The organism is uncultured Amnibacterium sp., from assembly GCF_964245895.1.
GTDB lineage: Bacteria > Actinomycetota > Actinomycetes > Actinomycetales > Microbacteriaceae > Amnibacterium.
In genome coordinates, this window is record NZ_CAXTOQ010000074.1 from 1 (window position 1) to 16,711 (window position 16,711).

The 16,711-nt window shown below is 73.5% G+C and carries 15 protein-coding genes and 1 pseudogene; 4 read left to right on the forward strand and 12 right to left on the reverse strand.

The genetic code is table 11. The features are described from left to right. Positions 1-769: fumarylacetoacetate hydrolase family protein (locus ACFE60_RS11185; protein ID WP_375388938.1), on the reverse strand; the 769-nt coding region annotated here is incomplete at its 3' end. Between the two features lie 252 nt (positions 770-1,021). Here ACFE60_RS11185 and ACFE60_RS11190 point away from each other — a divergent pair. After that, positions 1,022-1,876: an Fpg/Nei family DNA glycosylase gene (locus ACFE60_RS11190; protein ID WP_375388939.1), complete on the forward strand. Its 855-nt coding sequence runs from the start codon at positions 1,022-1,024 to the stop codon at positions 1,874-1,876. Between the two features lie 121 nt (positions 1,877-1,997). On the opposite strand, the gene ACFE60_RS11195 is transcribed toward ACFE60_RS11190, so the two are convergent. Further along, on the reverse strand, positions 1,998-3,104 hold the full coding sequence (locus ACFE60_RS11195; RefSeq protein WP_375388940.1) for a branched-chain amino acid aminotransferase: 1,107 nt from the start codon (positions 3,102-3,104) through the stop codon (positions 1,998-2,000). Next, a complete protein-coding gene (locus tag ACFE60_RS11200; RefSeq protein WP_375388941.1) occupies positions 3,101-4,162 on the reverse strand; it encodes a 3-isopropylmalate dehydrogenase in 1,062 nt (353 codons plus the stop codon). Before ACFE60_RS11200 ends, ACFE60_RS11195 begins: the two co-directional genes overlap by 4 nt. A 104-nt stretch (positions 4,163-4,266) precedes the next feature. Here ACFE60_RS11200 and ACFE60_RS11205 point away from each other — a divergent pair, with 104 nt between their 5' ends. Both ACFE60_RS11205 and ACFE60_RS11210 read left to right on the forward strand, forming a co-directional pair. Then, on the forward strand, positions 4,267-6,981 hold the full coding sequence (locus ACFE60_RS11205; RefSeq protein WP_375388942.1) for a LuxR C-terminal-related transcriptional regulator: 2,715 nt from the start codon (positions 4,267-4,269) through the stop codon (positions 6,979-6,981). A gap of 119 nt (positions 6,982-7,100) precedes the next feature. Beyond that, complete coding sequence (locus ACFE60_RS11210) at positions 7,101-7,274, forward strand: hypothetical protein (RefSeq protein WP_375388943.1); 174 nt, start codon at positions 7,101-7,103, stop codon at positions 7,272-7,274. A gap of 52 nt (positions 7,275-7,326) precedes the next feature. Here the strand turns inward: ACFE60_RS11210 and ACFE60_RS11215 are convergent, their stop codons facing one another. The 6 genes from ACFE60_RS11215 to ACFE60_RS11240 form a co-directional block, all read right to left on the reverse strand. Next, positions 7,327-8,922, reverse strand: a complete 1,596-nt coding sequence (locus ACFE60_RS11215) for an APC family permease (protein ID WP_375388944.1) — start codon at positions 8,920-8,922, stop codon at positions 7,327-7,329. 148 nt (positions 8,923-9,070) lie between these two features. Beyond that, positions 9,071-10,663: a phosphoglycerate dehydrogenase gene (gene serA, locus ACFE60_RS11220; protein WP_375388945.1), complete on the reverse strand. Its 1,593-nt coding sequence runs from the start codon at positions 10,661-10,663 to the stop codon at positions 9,071-9,073. Positions 10,664-10,727: 64 nt separating this feature from the next. Next, positions 10,728-11,897 carry a mannitol-1-phosphate 5-dehydrogenase gene (locus tag ACFE60_RS11225; protein ID WP_375388946.1) on the reverse strand — a complete coding sequence of 390 codons (1,170 nt, stop codon included), beginning with the start codon at positions 11,895-11,897 and terminating at the stop codon, positions 10,728-10,730. Positions 11,898-11,932: 35 nt separating this feature from the next. Next, complete coding sequence (locus ACFE60_RS11230) at positions 11,933-12,280, reverse strand: hypothetical protein (protein ID WP_375388947.1); 348 nt, start codon at positions 12,278-12,280, stop codon at positions 11,933-11,935. Then, a complete protein-coding gene (locus ACFE60_RS11235; RefSeq protein ID WP_375388948.1) occupies positions 12,277-12,705 on the reverse strand; it encodes a hypothetical protein in 429 nt (142 codons plus the stop codon). The genes ACFE60_RS11230 and ACFE60_RS11235 overlap by 4 nt, the downstream gene beginning before the upstream one ends. A 51-nt stretch (positions 12,706-12,756) precedes the next feature. Then, the gene (locus ACFE60_RS11240) at positions 12,757-13,152 is read right to left on the reverse strand and encodes a PPOX class F420-dependent oxidoreductase (protein ID WP_375388949.1); all 396 of its coding nucleotides are present in this window, start codon (positions 13,150-13,152) and stop codon (positions 12,757-12,759) included. Positions 13,153-13,194: 42 nt separating this feature from the next. On the opposite strand from ACFE60_RS11240, the gene ACFE60_RS11245 reads away from it, so the two are divergent. Then, on the forward strand, positions 13,195-13,590 hold the full coding sequence (locus ACFE60_RS11245) for a hypothetical protein (protein WP_375388950.1): 396 nt from the start codon (positions 13,195-13,197) through the stop codon (positions 13,588-13,590). Here ACFE60_RS11245 and ACFE60_RS11250 read toward each other — a convergent pair. The 3 genes and pseudogenes from ACFE60_RS11250 to ACFE60_RS11260 form a co-directional block, all read right to left on the reverse strand. Beyond that, positions 13,580-14,641 (reverse strand): C40 family peptidase, encoded by a 1,062-nt coding sequence (locus tag ACFE60_RS11250; RefSeq protein WP_375388951.1) that lies wholly within the window; start codon positions 14,639-14,641, stop codon positions 13,580-13,582. The genes ACFE60_RS11245 and ACFE60_RS11250 overlap by 11 nt on opposite strands. Positions 14,642-15,008: 367 nt before the next feature. Then, positions 15,009-16,166 carry a C40 family peptidase gene (locus tag ACFE60_RS11255; protein WP_375388952.1) on the reverse strand — a complete coding sequence of 386 codons (1,158 nt, stop codon included), beginning with the start codon at positions 16,164-16,166 and terminating at the stop codon, positions 15,009-15,011. Positions 16,167-16,459: 293 nt separating this feature from the next. Continuing rightward, positions 16,460-16,711 (reverse strand): annotated as a pseudogene (locus tag ACFE60_RS11260) (ketol-acid reductoisomerase); the annotation flags it as partial.

Below are 16,711 nucleotides of genomic sequence, written 5' to 3' on the forward strand. Positions count from 1 at the left end.
AGCCCCGCGCGCGGACCGGGTTGACGAGCCGACCGAGGCCGCCGATCTCGATCTCGACGCGCTGACCCGGCTCGATGTCGAGCCGGCCGAACGGGCTGCCCGTGAGGATCAGGTCGCCGGGCAGCAGCGTCCAGACGTCGGACACCCGGGCGACGATCTCCGGGATGGACAGGATCAGGTCGCGCGTGTGGCCGCTCGACCGCTCCTCCCCGTCGACGACGGTGCGGATGGGGACGCCGCGGGGGTCGATCTCGGTCTCGATGAAGGGGCCGATCGGGCAGAACGTGTCGTAGCCCTTCGCCCGCGCCCACTGGCCGTCGTCGAGCATCTGGTCGATGGCGGTGACGTCGTTCGCGATCGTGTACCCGAAGATCACGTCGTCTGCGTCCTCCTCCCGCACCCGCTTCGCGACGGAGCCGATCACGATCGCGAGCTCGCCCTCGTGGATCACGCGGCCCTGCACCGGCGGCAGCTGGATCGCGTCGCCGGGGCCGACGACAGCGGTGTTGGGCTTCAGGAAGATCACCGGGTCGGTCTTCGAGCCGGGCGGCAGCAGCGCCTCCACGCCGGCGTAGTTCAGGCCGATGCCGACGACCTTGGACCGCGGGATGACGGGCGCGAGCAGCCGCGCCTCCGCCAGGGGCACCCGCTCCCCCGTCGTCTCGAACCCCTGGAACATCGGGTCGCCCGCGACGACGACCAGGTCCTCGTCGTCGACGATGCCGAACTGGGGGTCGCTGCCGCCCGAGGTGAACCGCGCGATCTTCACGGAGGTCGAGCCTACCGAGGGCCTCGTCGGGGCCCTCCGCCGCCGGAGCGGCGGTGCGCATCGGCGCGTGAGCGGCGGCGGCCGGTCTGCCGTGGGTGGTGCAGGATCCTGTGCGGCGATCAGGACGCGCACGCCGCCTCCGTCCTGCACCGCGCACGCGTTCCTGCACCAGGTACCGGTGCGGTCGACTGGGCGACCCCGGACGCTCCGACTCGCAGCGCACGAACGGCCTGATCGGAGCAGAATCAGTGCATGCCTGAGATGCCGGAGGTCCATGCGCTCGCGAGCGATCTCGGGGTGCGGCTGGAGGGACGGACCATCGTCCGCCTGGAGGTCCACACCTTCTCCGCCCTGAAGACGTTCGACCCGCCCGCCTCCGCCGTCGAGGGCCGGGAGGTGCAGGACGTCACGCACCACGGGAAGTTCCTCGACCTCGACCTCGGCGACCTGCACGTGATCGTGCATCTCGCGAAGGCGGGATGGATGCGCTGGTACGACGTGCTGCCGACGGCGCGGAACCGCACGCTCGCCGCGCGCATCGTGCTCGACGACGGGTCGGGCCTGCAGATCACCGAGGCCGGCACGAAGAAGTCCCTCGCGATCTCGGTCGTCCGCGACCCGCTCGACGTGCCGCGCATCGCCTCCCTCGGCCCTGATCCGCTCGCGTCCGACTTCACCGTGGAGCGGTTCGCCGCGATCCTGGCCGGCTCAGGCCGAGCGCAGATCAAGGGCGTCCTGCGCAACCAGGCGCTGATCGCCGGGATCGGCAACGCCTACTCCGACGAGATCCTGCACGTCGCGAGGATGTCGCCATTCAAGCCGGCGGCGATGACGCCGGAGGAGGTCGAGCGGCTGCACGAGGCGATGCGGACCACGCTGGAGGACGCGATCCGTCGCTCCGACGGGCTCGCGATGGCGGACCTGAAGGGCGAGAAGAAGTCCGGCATGCGGGTCCACGGCCGTACCGGCGAGGCCTGCCCGGTCTGCGGCGACACGGTGCGCCAGGTCCGGTTCGCGGACAACTCGCTGCAGTACTGCCCGACGTGCCAGACCGGAGGCAAGCCGCTCGCGGACCGCGCGCTCTCGCGGCTCGGCATCACCCTCTAAGCCCTTGCCACCTCTCGCGGATCCGGATGGATTCGACGACACCCCGCCTCCGAGCGCACCAGCACGGCGTGTCGCGGAGAATCTCCGGATCCGCGCGAGGAATCCGGATCCGCGAAAGGGGTCAGGCCAGGCGGTGCATCCAGCCGTGGTGGTCGGGGCGGCGGCCGTACTGGATGCCGGTCAGCTCGTCTCGGAGGCTCATCGTCAGCGCACCGGGCTCCGCGTCGGGCGCGCCGATCTCGAAGTCCGCGGCCTTCAGCCGACCGATCGGCGTGATGACCGCGGCGGTGCCGCAGGCGAACGCCTCCACGATGTCGCCGGACTCGACGCCCTCGCGCCACTCCGCGATCGAGAAGCGGCGCTCCTCCACCTCGTGCCCCCGCTCCTGCGCAAGCCGGATCACCGAGGAGCGGGTGATGCCCTCGAGGATCGTGCCGAGCGCCGGCGTGACCACCCGGCCGTCGCGGTACACGAAGAAGACGTTCATGCCGCCGAGCTCCTCGACCCAGGTCTGCTCCTCCGAGTCGAGGAACAGCACCTGCTGGCAGCCCCGCTCGTAGGCCTCCGCCTGGGGCAGCAGGCTCGCGGCGTAGTTGCCGCCGGTCTTCGCGGCGCCCATGCCGCCGCGGCCCGCGCGGGACCAGTCCTCCGACAGCCAGATCGACACCGGCGCGACGCCGCCCGGGAAGTACGCCCCGGCGGGCGAGGCGATCACGTGGAAGTCGACGCCCTGCGCCGGCCGGACGCCGAGGAACGCCTCCGACGCGATCATGAACGGCCGCAGGTAGAGGCTCGTCTCGGGCGCGCTCGGCACCCAGTCCCGGTCGATCTCGACGAGGTGCTCGATGGCCGCCACGAACGCCGACTCCGGCAGCTCGGGCAGCGCAAGCCGGCGGGCGGACCGCTGCAGCCGCTCCGCGTTCGCCTCCGGCCGGAACGCCCACACCGAGCCGTCGGCCCAGCGGTACGCCTTCAGCCCCTCGAAGATCTCCTGCGCGTAGTGCAGCACGGCGGCGGCCGGGTCGAGGACCAGCGGACCGTACGGCTTCACGACCGCGTCGTGCCAGCCCTCCTCCACCGAGTACGCGATCGACACCATGTGGTCGGTGAAGTGCTTGCCGAAGCCGGGGTCGGCGAGGATCGCCTCCCGCTCCGCCTCCGCCCGCCGCGCGGGCGACGGCGTCGTGTCGAACGCCAGCGGGAAGGCTGTGGTGGTCGTCGTGGTCATGGCTGCTCCAGTGGAGGGAGGGCTGCGCGCACCGCGTCGCCGATCTCGGTCGTCGTCCGGATCGCCGCACCCCGGTTCGCGAGATCCGCGGTGACGGCGGCCGTGACACGACCCGCCGCCCCGGGCAGGCCGAGGTGGTCGAGCAGCAGCGCGGTGGAGAGGATGGCGGCCGTCGGATCGGCCTTCCCGGTGCCGGCGATGTCCGGCGCCGAGCCGTGGACCGGCTCGAACATCGAGGGGAAGGCGCCGCTCGGGTTGATGTTCCCCGAGGCCGCGAGACCGATGCCGCCGCTGATCGCGCCGGCCAGATCGGTGAGGATGTCGCCGAAGAGGTTGTCCGTGACGACGACGTCGAACCTAGCAGGGTCGGTCACCAGGAAGATCGTGGCCGCGTCCACGTGGAGGTAGTCGACCGCGACGCCCGGGAACTCCGGTGCCACCGCGTCGACGAGGCGCTTCCACAGCGAGCCCGCGAACGTCAGCACGTTGGTCTTGTGCACGAGCGTCAGGTGCCCGCGCCGCTCGGCCGCCTTCGCGAAGGCGTAGCGGACGACCCGCTCCACGCCGTAGGCCGTGTTGACGCTGACCTCGTTCGCGACCTCGGCGGGCGTGCCGACCCGGATGGCGCCGCCGTTGCCGACGTACGGCCCCTCCGTGCCCTCGCGCACGACGACGAAGTCGACGTCGCCGGCATCGCGGAGGGGGCTCACGACGCCGGGCCACAGCCTCGTCGGCCGCAGGTTGACGTAGTGGTCGAGCGAGAAGCGCAGCTTCAGCAGCAGGCCGCGCTCGATGTTCGCGTCCTTCAGGCGGGGGTCGCCGGGCGTCCCGCCCACGGCGCCGAGCAGGATCGCGTCGTGGGTCGCGATCGCCGCGAGCTCGTCGTCGGGCAGCACGTCGCCGGTCGCCAGGTAGCGCGCCGCGCCGAGCGAGAACTCGGTCGTCGCGAACTCGGCCTCGTCGCCGACGGCCGCGGTCAGCACCCGCAACGCCTCCGCGACGACCTCCGGTCCGATGCCGTCGCCGCCGATGACCGCCAGGCGAATGGTGCGCGTCACAGGCGGCGTCCTCTCGTCCTCACGGGCGCTCAGGCTACTCGCGCGCCGGTGGAGCCTCCCTTGCGGTGCTCGACCGTAAGGACCGCGCGCGCCAGAATGCCTCCATGTCGGGCGCCCGGGTCCTCGACGAGCTGTCGCCGCGGGAGCGCGACGTGCTCGTCGCGCTGACCGAGCGCCGCTCGAACGCCGAGATCGCGGCGCGGTTCGTGCTGTCGGTCCGCACGGTCGAGAGCCACGTCGCCTCCCTGCTGCGGAAGACCGGGGCGGCGGACCGGCACGAGCTCGCCGCGCTGGGCGCCTCGATGCTGCCCGGCGGCGCCGACGGCCGCGCGCTCGTGCCGGACCCGCCGTCCACCCTCATCGGCCGCGTCGCCGAGCAGGCCGCGCTCGCGGAGGCGCTCCGGCAGAACCGCCTGGTCACCGCCCTCGGGCCCGGCGGCGTCGGCAAGACCCGCATCGCGCTCGCCGTCGCGCGGGACGGCCTCGGCCTGCCGGACGGCACGGTCTACGTCGACCTCGTCCCCGTGATGTCCGCGAGGGGCATCGCGGCCGCGATCGCCGCGGCCGCCGGGGTGGGCGCGCAGCAGGCGGCGAGCTCCGAGGACGCGCTGGCCGCATGGCTGCAGGACCGGCGTCTGCTCCTCGTGCTCGACAACTGCGAGCACCTGCTCGACGCCGTGGCCCCGCTGCTCGAGCGGCTGCTCGCCCGCAACGCGGGGCTCACGGTGCTGGCGACGAGTCGCGTCCGCCTGCTGGTGCCGTACGAGCGGGTGTTCCCGGTGCCGGGCCTGTCCGTCGACCGCGAGACCGGTGCGGGCGACGCGGTGGCGCTGTTCCGGGCGAGGGCGGAGGCGCAGGGCGCGGTGCTCGACGCGGGCGACGACCGCCGGATCGCGGCGATCTGCACCCGGCTCGACGGCATGGCGCTCGCGATCGAGCTGGCGGCGGCGCGCGTCCCGTCGCTCGGGCTCGGGGGCCTGGAGGAGGGCCTGCCCGCCGCCCTCGACCTGCTCGCAGGCGGCGGTCGGACCGACGAGCGCCACCGGTCGCTGCGCGCGACGCTCGACTGGAGCGTCTCGCTGCTCGCTGCCGACGACCGGGTCGTGCTCGCCACGACCGCGGTGTTCGCGGCACCGTTCACCCCGGCGGCCGCGGCGGCGCTGCTCGAGCGCCCGATCGGCCCCGTGCAGGCCGCCCTCGCCCGGCTCGCCGACTCGAGCCTGCTCGCCGCGACCTCGGGGCGGTTCCGGATGCTGGAGACCGTCCGCCAGTACGGCGCCGAGCGGCTCGGGGCCGACGGCGGGCTCGACGCGGTCCTGGCGCGGCACCTCGCCTGGTGCACGCGCGCCGCTGACGAGGACTTCGACCGCATCGCTCCCGAGCTGCGCGCCGCGCTCGTCTGGGCGACCCCGCTGCCCGCGCACCGGCAGGGTGCGTTCCTCGCGGCGAACCGGCTGGCCGAGCAGGCCTTCGCCGCGGGGGTCCCCGCCGAGGCGCAGTCCGCGTCGGAGCGGGCCGCGTCGCTCGCGCCGGACGACGCGGCGGCGGTCGCCGCGCTCCGCGACGCGGCCGGCGCAGCGGAGGCGCGCAACGTCGGGCTCGACGCGCTGCGCCTCCACCGCGCGGCGGCCGAGCGGGCCGAGGCCATGGGCGACCGGGACACGGCGGCGATCGAGCTGCTCCGCATCGCGGTGCTCGTCGTGCGGGCGCCGGGCCTGATGGCCGTCACGGTGCCGATCGAACGCGGCGAGGAGGCGCTGGAGGAGGCGCGGCGGCTCGCCACGGGCGACCCGACGACGGCCGCGCACCTGCTGACGGTCGACTCCATGTACCTGGATCCGAGCTGGGGTGGCACGGACTCGCTCGCCGACGAGGCGGTGCTCGCCGCCGCCGCCGTCGGCGACCGGGTGCTGGAGAACGTCGCGCTCGACATCATCACGTCCGCACGCCTGGTCGGCCACGACATCGGGGCGGCGCTGGACGCCTCCCTGCGCCGGATCGCGCTGCTCGACGACGTGCCGATGGCCGCCGACGTCGGCATGGAGTTCGCGGACGCGTACTCGATGACCGGCGAGTGCGCGATGGCCGCCGGGGACCTGCCGCTCGCGCAGCGGTTCGGCGAGCGCGTCCGCACGCTCCCCGCCTACGCCCGCGAGCCACACCTGGCCGTCGGCCGATCCATGACGTTCGCGTTCCTGGTCGGCGAGTGGCGCCAGGTGACGGCGCTCGCCCCCGCCTTCCTCGACGGCTGGACCCGAGCCGGTCGCCCCCGCGCCGGGAACCTCACCATCGGCTCGCAGGCCGCGGCGTCGGCGTACGCGATGCAGGGCGACGACGCCTCCGCCGCGCGCTGGCGGGAGCTCGTCGGACGGATCCGGTCACCGGGCCTCGGCGTGAAGGACTACCTCGCGCTGTCGTACATGTACGCCCTCGTCGCGGTGCATCGGGGCGCGTGGGACGAGGCGCTCGCGTTGCTGCAGACCGCGCCCGACGGCGTCCGGACGTGGCAGAACGGGATGTGGCGGCCCTGGTACGCGTCGCTCTGGGCGGAGGCGGCGGTCCTGGCCGGCGCTCCGGACGCGGCGTCCCGCATCACGGCCGCGCGGCCGCACGTCGCCGAGAACCCGATCGCCGAGGCGCTGCTCGAGCGGGCCGCGATCCTCCGCACCTCCGACGGCGACCTGGCCGCGGTCGCCGCCAGGCTCGACGGCCTCGGCGCCCGCTACCAGGCGGCGAGGAGCCGCGTGCTGCAGGGCGGCGCCGATGCCGAGTTGGGCCGCGCGCAGCTGACCGACCTGGGGACCGCCCCGCTCCGCTGAGCGGCCCCCGCACCACCACCGAGCCCGGTTCCGTGGTGCGTTCCGTGGCCGCCACGGATGCCGCCGACGCGCCTCGTCGCGACGCTGGATCCATCCAGTCCACGAGGAGGAATCGGACCATGAACGGCTTCCAGCACCTGCCCGAGTACCAGTCCGCCGCCCGCGCCTACCGCCTCGAGCGGACGGTCGTCGAGCGTGCCCCGCGCCGTCCGGGTCGCGCCGCGCACCCGCTGCGCGACCGGCTCGCCGCGCTGCTCGACCGCCCGGCGCACCGCGTCCCTGCCGCCCGCTGAGCTCCCTCGTGCGTCTTGTAGGTGCGCTGCACCTACAAAACGAAAAGAGCGGTCAGTCCGCGACGCGGTTCGGGTCGACGACCTCGGCGCCCTCCAGGTAGGCGCCGCGCGGGATGACCTTGCCGCGGAAGAAGTCGGGGTTCCGCGCCCACCAGATGAACATGAGGACGAAGCCGGCGAGGAGGCCGACGACGCCCACGACCGCGGTGGCGCCGATGCCGAAGATCGTCACGTTGTTGCCGTCGTCGTCGGTCAGCCAGTCCGGCAGCGCGTACTGGACGAGCCCGTAGCCGAAGATGATCGCCAGGATCACGAACCCGAGAAAGGGGAAGAGGCCGCGGAACACGAAGTTCCTGGCGGACGTGAAGATCGTGTTCCGGTAGAACCACACGCAGGCGAGGCCGGTGAGCCCGTAGTAGAAGGCGATCATCAGGCCGAGCGAGCCGATCAGCGCCGCGAGCAGGTTCTGGCTGATGAGGGTGAAGACCAGGAACAGCGCCGCGGACGCGATGCCCATGCCGATGGTCGACCAGGTCGGCGTCAGGTACCTCGGGTGGATCCGCGCGAACACGGCCGGCATCGCCTTGTGCGCCGCCATCGAGAGGGACGTGCGGGCCGTCGGCAGGATCGTCGTCTGCGTGGAGGCGGACGCGGACGTGAGGATCGTCGCCGCGAACAGGACCTGCAGGATGTTGCCGATCGGACCGTTGCCGAACACCTCCGGCGACATGACCGTGAAGACGTCGTCGACGTTCGCGGGGTTGCCGAGGCCGATCCCCTTCGTGCCGACGCCCGCGAAGGATACGGTCGCGATCGTGACGAGCAGGTAGGTGACGAGCAGCAGCAGCGTGGAGAGCACCGCGGCGCGACCGGGGGTCTTCGCCGGATCCTTCGTCTCCTCGTTCACGGCGACCGCGCTGTCCCAGCCCCAGTAGATGAAGATCGCGGTCAGCAGCGCGGGCGCGATCACCTGCCCGAAGTCCAGCCCGACCGGGTTGAACCAGCTGAGGTCGAACGGGATCGAGTAGCTCTCCCCGCCGCCGGTCGCAACCTTCACGATCGCGATCACGGCGAACAGCAGCAGCAGGACCATCTCGAAGCCGAGGAGGCCGTACTGCAGGCGGGCGGAGACCTCGATGCCGCGGTAGCAGATCCAGGTCATCACCGCGATCCAGAGGATGCCGACCAGGGTGGAGAGCCAGACGTTCTGGCCGAGCGCGGTCACCTCGGGCAGCCCGAAGCTGCCGATGAACACGAACGAGTACTGCCCGGCGATGTAGGCCAGGTTCGACATCACGATGACGTCGGCGATGATGATGCCCCAGCCGCCCATCCAGCCGGTGATGGCGCCGAAGGCCCGCGTCGCCCACGTGAAGGTCGTGCCGCAGTCGGGGTCGGCCTCGTTCAGCTCCTTGTACGCCTGCGCGATGAAGTACATCGGGACGAAGGCGGCCAGGATGATGAACGGCGCCTTGGTGCCGGCGAGCAGCGCACCGCCGCCGGTGGCGACGATGAAGCCGAGGCTGGCTGCGAGGCTGTACGCGGGGGCGGTGGACGCCGTCGCGACGACGACGCTGCCGACGAGGCCGATGGCGCCCTTCTTGAGCCCCTTGTCGCCTCCGACGGTCCCGTCGACACGAGCACTCACCAGCGGTTCGGACACGGCGCCTCCAGGTCGGGAGCCGGGCGCGGCAGCGGGCCCGGCGGTGGACTGAGCGCGAGCCTAGACCCGCCGCGATCCCGACGGATCACGATCCCTGCAGCGGCCCTGACCGCCGGGATCGTCGGTCAAGCGGTCACTCGGCGACGAGATCGATGGCGACGAGGTGCGACGCGTCGATGCGGGCGCGGATGTCGTCGAGCACGTCCTCCGGTGCTTGCGAGTCGATCGTCAGCACGCTGAGGGCGGTGCCGCCGGCGACGTCGCGTGCGATCTGCATCGCCGCGATGTTGACGCCGGCCTCGCCGAACGCGGCGCCGTACTGCGCGACGATGCCGGGGCGGTCGGTGTAGGAGAACACGACGTGGTGGTCCGCGAGCGGCACCTCGACGTCGTACCCCTCCACCTCCGTCAGCTTCGCGATCTGCTTCGGGCCGGTCAGCGTGCCGGACACCGAGTGCGTCGCCCCGGTCGTCGTCGCGCCCTGCAGGGTGATGACGTTGCGGTAGTCGTCGCTGACCGGGTCGGTGATCAGCCGCACCTGGATGCCGCGCTCCTCCGCGAACAGCGGAGCGTTCACGTAGGACACGTTCTCGGTGAGCGTGCGCACGAAGAGGCCCTTCAGGGCGGCGAGCTTCAGGACGCTGACGTCGTACTCGGTCAGGTCGCCGCGCACCTCCACGTCGAGGCTGGCGATCGGGCCGTCGGCGAGCGCCGCGAACACCTGCCCCAGCTTCTCGGTCAGCGGGATGCCCGGCCGCACGTAGGGGTCGATGATCCCGCCGGCCACGTTGACGGCGTCCGGCACGAGCTCCCCGTCGAGGGCGAGCCGCACGCTGCGCGCGACGGCGACGCCCGCCTTCTCCTGCGCCTCGTCGGTGGAGGCGCCGAGGTGCGGCGTGACCTGGAGGCGCGGGTGGGCGATCAGGCTCGTGTTCCTCGGCGGCTCGCTGACGAACACGTCGAGCGCAGCGCCCGCGATCAGGCCGGCGGCGAGCGCGCGCTCCAGTGCCGCCTCGTCGATGATGCCGCCGCGGCTCGCGTTGACGATGCGCAGCCCTGGCTTGGCGACGGCGAGCTCCGGGTCGCCGATCAGGCCCGTCGTCTCCGGCGTCTTGGGGATGTGCACCGTGATGAAGTCGGAGGCGCGCATCAGGTCGTCGAGGCTCAGCAGCGTCACGCCCAGCTGCTGGGCGCGCGCCGGCGTGACGTAGGGGTCGTACGCGACGATCTCGACGCCGAACGGCGCGAGCCGCTGGGCGACGAGGGTGCCGATCCGGCCGAGGCCGACGATACCGACCGTCTTCTCGTACAGCTCGACGCCGGTGAAGCGCGAGCGCTGCCACGTCCCCGCCTTGAGCGACGCGTGCGCGTCGGGCAGGTGCCGGGCGAGCGCGAGGAGGTGGGCGATCGCGAGCTCGGCGGCCGAGACGATGTTGGAGGTGGGCGCGTTGACGACCATCACCCCGGCCTTGGTCGCGGCCGGGATGTCCACGTTGTCGAGCCCGACGCCGGCCCGCGCGACGACCTTGAGGCGGGCGCCGGCGGCGATCGCCTCCTGGTCGACCTGGGTCGCGGAGCGCACCAGCAGCGCATCGGCCTCGGCCAGCGCGGCGAGCAGCGCCGGCCGGTCGGTGCCGTCGACCTCCCGCACGTCGAAGTCCGGGCCGAGCGCGGCGACGGTCGCGGGAGAGAGCTGCTCGGCGATCAGGACGACGGGTCTCGGCACGGTCCAGCAGCCTATCGAGCGCCCAGGCGCCCGGGATCCGCGACGTCGGCTCGAACGAGCGGGGTCAGCGGGCGGTGCGAGCCCCGAAGACCGCGAGCAGCTCCGCGAAGAGCGGGTGCGCCGGCTCGATGCCGGTGATCACCGTGACGGCGCCGTCGGGCTCCTCCTCGCGGACGATGCGCTGCAGCTCGACGCTCTCGGCGTCGTCCGGCACGTCGAACCGCAGGGCGTCCGCGATGCCGCGGAGCAGCGCGTCGCGAGGCAGCCCGCGCTCGGCCAGCTGCGCCGCGGGGCCGATGAAGCGCTCGTTCCGGCTCAGCTTCCGCAGCGGGCCCCGGCCGACGCGCTCGACGGTGTCGGGCAGCTCGGGGTTCGACAGCCGGCCGATGATCTTCGTCCCGTACGCCGCCTGCTCCGCCTCGTCCAGCCCGAACTTCGCGACGAGCAGCGAGCGCGTCTCGCCGATCGCCGCCTCCACCTCCGCGCGGATCGCCGGGTCGGTGATCGCGTCCGTGATGGAGTGGATGCCCCTCGCGAAGCCGTGGTAGGCCGCGGTCGCGTGGCCGGTGTTGACCGTGAACAGCTTGCGCTCGATGAACGGCGCGAGGTCGTCGACCCAGTGGACGCCGACGAGCTGCGGCGGCCCGTCGCCGCCGAAGGGCGTGCGGTCGATGACCCACTCGAAGAACGGCTCGAGCACGACGTCGAGCCCGGCGTCCGCCGCCTGCGCGGGCACGATGCGGTCGATGGCGGTGTTCGCGAAGGCGGCGACGGCGTCGAGCCGGTCCGCGTCCACCTCCGGCAGCGCGGCGCGCACGTCCGCCTCCAGCTGGCTGGTGGCGTTGATCGCGTTCTCGCAGGCGAAGACGGCGATGCGGGTGCCGCTGATCGCGTCCTGCCCGGTCTCGATGCGCCGCTCGATGCCGCGCGCGATCACCGGGGCGACGAAGGGCAGGACCCGGGGGCCGACCGCGGTCGTCACGACGTCCGCGGTGCTGATCTCGTCGACGAGCCGCGCCTCGTCGGTCCGGCTGTTGATCGCCCGGAAGTCCGTGACGACGGAGACCTTCCCGCCCTCGCCGATCTCCGTGACCGTGTACGACTCCGCGGCGTCGAGCGCGTCGATCAGGGCGTCCGCCACGTCGGCGAAGACCACCTCGTAGCCGCTCTGATGCAGCAGCTCCCCCACGAAGCCGCGACCGATGTTGCCCGCGCCGAAATGCACCGCCTTCATGCTGGGGAACCTAGCGCGCAGGGTCGCGCTGCCGCTCAGAGGGCCCCGATGACCGAGAGGAAGAACGCGAGCTGGCTGAGCGACAGCGCCTCGGACACGCACAGCGCGAGCAGCAGGACCAGCGCGAGCGATCCGGCGCGGCGCCGGCGGCCGACGACCACGGCGGCCGCGAACGCGACGACCGGGACGACGATGCCGGCGAGCAGCACGATCCAGGCGACCGCGCTGAGGCCGCTGCCCATGGACCCGGCGAAGGTGAGCCAGACGATCAGGTTCGACACAGCGCCGTACACCTGCCAGAGGAAGCCGAGCGAGAACAGGATGGTGACGGCGATGCGGGGCGCCGGTCGCGCGGCGCGCTCGGCCGCCCGGGCGGCGGTCACGTCATCGCCAGGATCGCGGGCCACGGCACGAGCAGCATCGCGCCGAGCGCGAGCAGGATCAGCCGCCGGGACGGCACCCGGATCCGCCAGGCCACGAGCACGAACCAGACGACCGGCGCGAGCACGGCGAGCGCCCGCCCCGCGACGTTCAGCGCGAACGCGGCGAGCTCCAGCGGCGTGCCCGCGCCCGGGGAGAGGGACGCTGCGATCGACAGCTCGAAGGCGCTGCGGAACCAGAAGACCGTCTCGAGCACGGCGACGCCGCCCAGCACGCCGAGCACCAGCAGCGCGACCGAGCCGCCGGAGGCCGCGCCGCCGCGCGCCGCCGCGGTGTCGTCGATCAGCCGGGGCGGCGGCGTCCGTGGGGCGTGGAGCGCGTCGTCACCGTCCCAGGTGAGCGCGTCCTCGTCGGCGGGGTCTCTCATGGCGGGACCATGGTGCCGCACGCGCGCGGCCCGCTCGCGCCTCCGCGTCGTTCAGCGGTCGGTGATCCGCAGGACGACGTCACCCGGCCCGTCGCCGCGCTCGAGGAGGTGGGCCACGGCCCGGTAGATCCGGTACTGCAGCCCGTACTTCGCGGCGTGCGCGGCGAGCAGCCGCTCCAGCTCCGCGGGGTCGGTCACGAGCTGGGCCAGGCCGAGCGCGGCCGGCGCGCCCGGGCGGACGCGACCGCGCGCGTCGCACTCGCGCAGCTCGACCCGCGGATCGTTCCGCAGCCGCTTCGCCTTGCCGGTGGCCGCTCCGGTCAGCACGACGAGCGCGTCGTCGGTCGGCGACACCCACACGGCCGTCGACACGGAGGCGCCCGACCGGCGGAACGTGGTGAGCGAGACGTACCGGCGGCGGCCGGCCGCGCGCAGCTGCGGGCTCATGCGCACACGCTACGCGCGGCATCGGTGCGGTCGACTGTCCGCATGGTCCAGCCGAGCGCCGTCGCGCGCGCCCTCGTCGCCGCCCCGCTGCTCGGCATGGGGGTGCTGCACTTCGTGCCGGGCGCGGCCAGGGGGATGGGCGCCATGATCCCGCCGTCGATGCGCGACCGGCCGCTGTCCGCGAAGCAGCTCGTGCGCCTGACCGGCGCCTGCGAGATCGCGGGCGCCGCAGGGCTGCTGCTCCCGCCGACCAGGCGAGCGGCAGGAGCGGCGCTCGTCGTCTTCTTCGCGGCCGTCTTCCCCGCGAACGCCTACGCCGCGAAGGACCCGGAGCGGTTCGGCAGGACGGCGATCCCGTTCTGGCCGCGCCTGGCGGGTCAGATCGGGATCGCCGCCGTCACGGCGTACGGCGCGTTCGGTGGTCGCGTCAGCCGGTGAAGCGCGCGACGACCGGCGCGAGGTCGGCGGGTCGGATCGCGGTCTCGCGCACGTCCCTGCCCGGCATCGGCGCCTCGATCATGTTCCCGTCCCCGGAGTAGATCGCCACGTGGGAGAAGTCGCCGCTGCCGTAGAACAGCAGGTCGCCCGGCTGCGCGGCGTCGAAGGGGACGAGCAGGCCCTGGCTCGCGGCGAGCCGGTACTGCACGTTGACGCCGTGGCCGCCGATGTCCCTCCCGGTCGCGGCGAAGGCGGACATCGTGAGGCCGGAGCAGTCGAACGAGCCGGGGCCGGCGGCGCCGAACACGTACGGCTTGCCGATCTGCGCGCGGGCATACGCCAGCACCGTGTCCACGACGGACGCGTCGGCGGGCAGGTCCCGGTACGCCTGGATGTAGGCGGCGTTCGAGCCCGGGTTCTGCTGCTCCTCGGCCTTCGCGACGAGCATCCGCGCGTGGTTCGACGTCGTGCGCGCCTCGGCGTAGGCGTCAGCCGCCTCCTGCTGCTGGACCGCCATGCGGTCTGCGGCGAGCGCGGCCTGCTGGCTCAGGTCGTCGGCCGACCGCTGGTCCGCCGCGGCGTCGGCGGCGAGCGTGCTGGTGTCCTCGGTCAGCTCGGTCATCCGGCTGAGGTGGTACAGCACCTCGCTCGCGCCGTCGCCGGAGAGCAGCACCTCGGTGGTCTGGCCGACCGAGCCGCCCGTGCGGGCCAGGTGGGCGGCGACGACCGCCGCGCGAGCGCGCGACGTCGCCGCGACGACGGCCGCATGGGTCGCGGCCGTGTCCAGCTGCTCCGCCTCGTCCCGCGCCTCGTCGCTCTGCTGCTTGGCCTGCAGGTACGTCTCGTTCGCCTCGGCGGCCTCCCGGCCCGCCACCCGCGCCTGGTGACGCAGGGAGTGGAGGCACGAGCTGAGGGCGTGGCCCTTGAGGCCCTTGATGTCGGCGCAGCGCGACGGCTCCGCTGCGGCGGAGGTCAGCCCGCCGGCGACGATGCTGACGGCGACGGCCGCCGTGACTGCGAGTCCTAGGACTCTCCGGGCTCCATGGGGCACGGGTGATTCCTCCTGCGAAGGTCCGCATCGCGGGGCGCCGTGGGGTCAGGGCGCCGGAACCCGTCGGGGTGCACGAGGACAGGGGGGTAGAGGGAGTGTGCAGTGGAGCGACGGGGTGGCCGCGATGTTCTGGTCGGCGAGGTGGGTTGGCCGACCGCGGGTGAAGGTAGCAAGGATCCCGACCCGACCCAAACCCTGGGCGTTATCGGAACGTGACGCGGACACGGCGTGTCGATGCGGGTCCGGTTCGCATCGATGCGGTAATGCCCAGGAAAACCCTGGTCCGGCGGGCCCTCGCGTGCAGCCGGAGGAGCGGCCGGAATGGTCTGCAGGCGGACGTTCTCCACTTCCGGCACGCGGAAGCGGGTCAGTCGAACCGGGCGACGGTCACGACGAGATCGCCCGCGCGGACCGGTGCCTCGCGCACCGTCGCGCCGGGGTACGGCGCCTCGATCATCAGCCCAGCACCCGCGTAGATCGTGACGTGGTACATGTCCCCCCCGCCGTCCGTGTAGAAGAGCAGATCGCCGGGGCTCGCCTCCGACAGCGGCACGAGGTCGCCCTGCTGCGCTGCGAGCCGGTACTGCGCGGTGGCCGAGTGGGTGCCGATCGACACGCCTGCGGAGGCGTACGCCGTGAGGGTGAGCCCCGAGCAGTCGAACGCGTCGGGTCCCGCGGCGGCGAAGACGTAGGGCTTGCCGATCTGCTGCAGCGCGTAGGCCACGACGCGGTCCGCGGTCGACGACCCCGCCGGAGGGCTCGTGTCCGGCAGGCACACGCTGACCGGAGCGGTGCCGGCCGCGTCGCACACCGCGGCGTCGTCCGCGCCGACGAGCAGCGCCCGCTGCTGCGCGAGCGCGTCCTCCACGTCCTCCGCCGCCGACGCGGCTTCCCGCTTCGCGGCGGCAGCGGCCTTCGCGGCCCGCTCGAGCGCGGCCTCGGCCCGGTCGGCGGCGGTCGTGGCGACCGACTGGAGGCGGGCCGCCTCCAGCTCGTCCGCCTGGGCCTGCCGGTACAGCAGCTGCGCCTGTCCGGACAGCTGCCCCGTCGTCGACAGGCTGCCGAGCACGCCCTCGGCGGTCCGCCCGTTCAGCAGCAGCGAGAGCGGCAGCGTGCCGAGATCGGTGCGAGCGAGCCGGGCGGCGAGCGCGGACGCGGCCGCCCTGGACCGCGTCGCGCGCACCTGCGCCGCCACGGCGGCGTCGTTCGCGGCGTGGAGCGCGACCTCCGCGGCGTCGGCGTCCGCCTTCCGGGCGTTCGCGCGCTCGGCGGCCTTCTGGGCGGCCTCGCCCTTCTGCTCGGCCGTCCGCTGCAGCGCGACGATCTCGCGGGCGATGCGCTGCGCCTCGGCCGCGACGCGCAGCTGCTCGGCGGACGGCGTCGCCGCGGGCGCGGGGGTCGCGGTCCCGGCGGGCGACGGTGACGGGGTCGGGCCGTCGGCGTGCGCGGCGAGCGGCGCTCCCCCGACGAGCAGGCCGGCCGCGAGCGCGAGCGAGCCGGCTCGGAGCCACGCGCGTGCGGTCATCGTCCGGCTTCCCGCGGACGTCCTGCCGTCGCGGAGCAGCGGCTCCACGTGCGTTCGGGGCGCTCGCGTACCTGGGGTCGTCCGGCGGTCGGGTGGCCTCCGGTGGTCGCGACGGTAGCGCCGCGCGCTGGGAAACGCGAGATCGGGGCCGGAATCCGTGGATTCCGGCCCCGATCAGGGATACGTCTCGGCTGCGAGCGCTGGCGAGCGACGTCGCCCTCGGCGTTCGCATCAGCGCAGCGTCGTCGTCCGACGACTGCACCGAGGGCGAGGCCGCGAGCGCTGGCGTGCAGCTAGCGGGCGACGTTGCCCTCGGTGTAGTCGTCGTCGCTCTTCCGCCAGGAGAAGAGGGCGCGCAGCTCGCGGCCGGTCTCCTCGATCGGGTGCTCCTCGCCCTTCTTGCGGAGCGCGAGGAACTCGGGTGCGCCCGCGTCCTGGTCCGCGATGAAGCGCTCCGCGAACGCGCCGGACGTGATGTCGGCCAGCACGGCCTTCATGTTGTCCTTCACGTGCGGGTCGATGACGCGCGGGCCGGACACGTAGTC

What these genes read in the sequence shown, in the direction of transcription:
- ACFE60_RS11190 (WP_375388939.1), top strand. Translation starts at nt 1,022, where the DNA reads ATGCCTGAGATGCCGGAGGTCCATGCGCTCGCGAGCGATCTCGGGGTG.
- ACFE60_RS11195 (WP_375388940.1), bottom strand. Translation starts at nt 3,104, where the DNA reads ATGACCACGACGACCACCACAGCCTTCCCGCTGGCGTTCGACACGACG.
- ACFE60_RS11205 (WP_375388942.1), top strand. Translation starts at nt 4,267, where the DNA reads ATGTCGGGCGCCCGGGTCCTCGACGAGCTGTCGCCGCGGGAGCGCGAC.
- ACFE60_RS11210 (WP_375388943.1), top strand. Translation starts at nt 7,101, where the DNA reads ATGAACGGCTTCCAGCACCTGCCCGAGTACCAGTCCGCCGCCCGCGCC.
- ACFE60_RS11225 (WP_375388946.1), bottom strand. Translation starts at nt 11,897, where the DNA reads ATGAAGGCGGTGCATTTCGGCGCGGGCAACATCGGTCGCGGCTTCGTG.
- ACFE60_RS11235 (WP_375388948.1), bottom strand. Translation starts at nt 12,705, where the DNA reads ATGAGAGACCCCGCCGACGAGGACGCGCTCACCTGGGACGGTGACGAC.
- ACFE60_RS11240 (WP_375388949.1), bottom strand. Translation starts at nt 13,152, where the DNA reads ATGAGCCCGCAGCTGCGCGCGGCCGGCCGCCGCCGGTACGTCTCGCTC.
- ACFE60_RS11245 (WP_375388950.1), top strand. Translation starts at nt 13,195, where the DNA reads ATGGTCCAGCCGAGCGCCGTCGCGCGCGCCCTCGTCGCCGCCCCGCTG.
- ACFE60_RS11255 (WP_375388952.1), bottom strand. Translation starts at nt 16,166, where the DNA reads ATGACCGCACGCGCGTGGCTCCGAGCCGGCTCGCTCGCGCTCGCGGCC.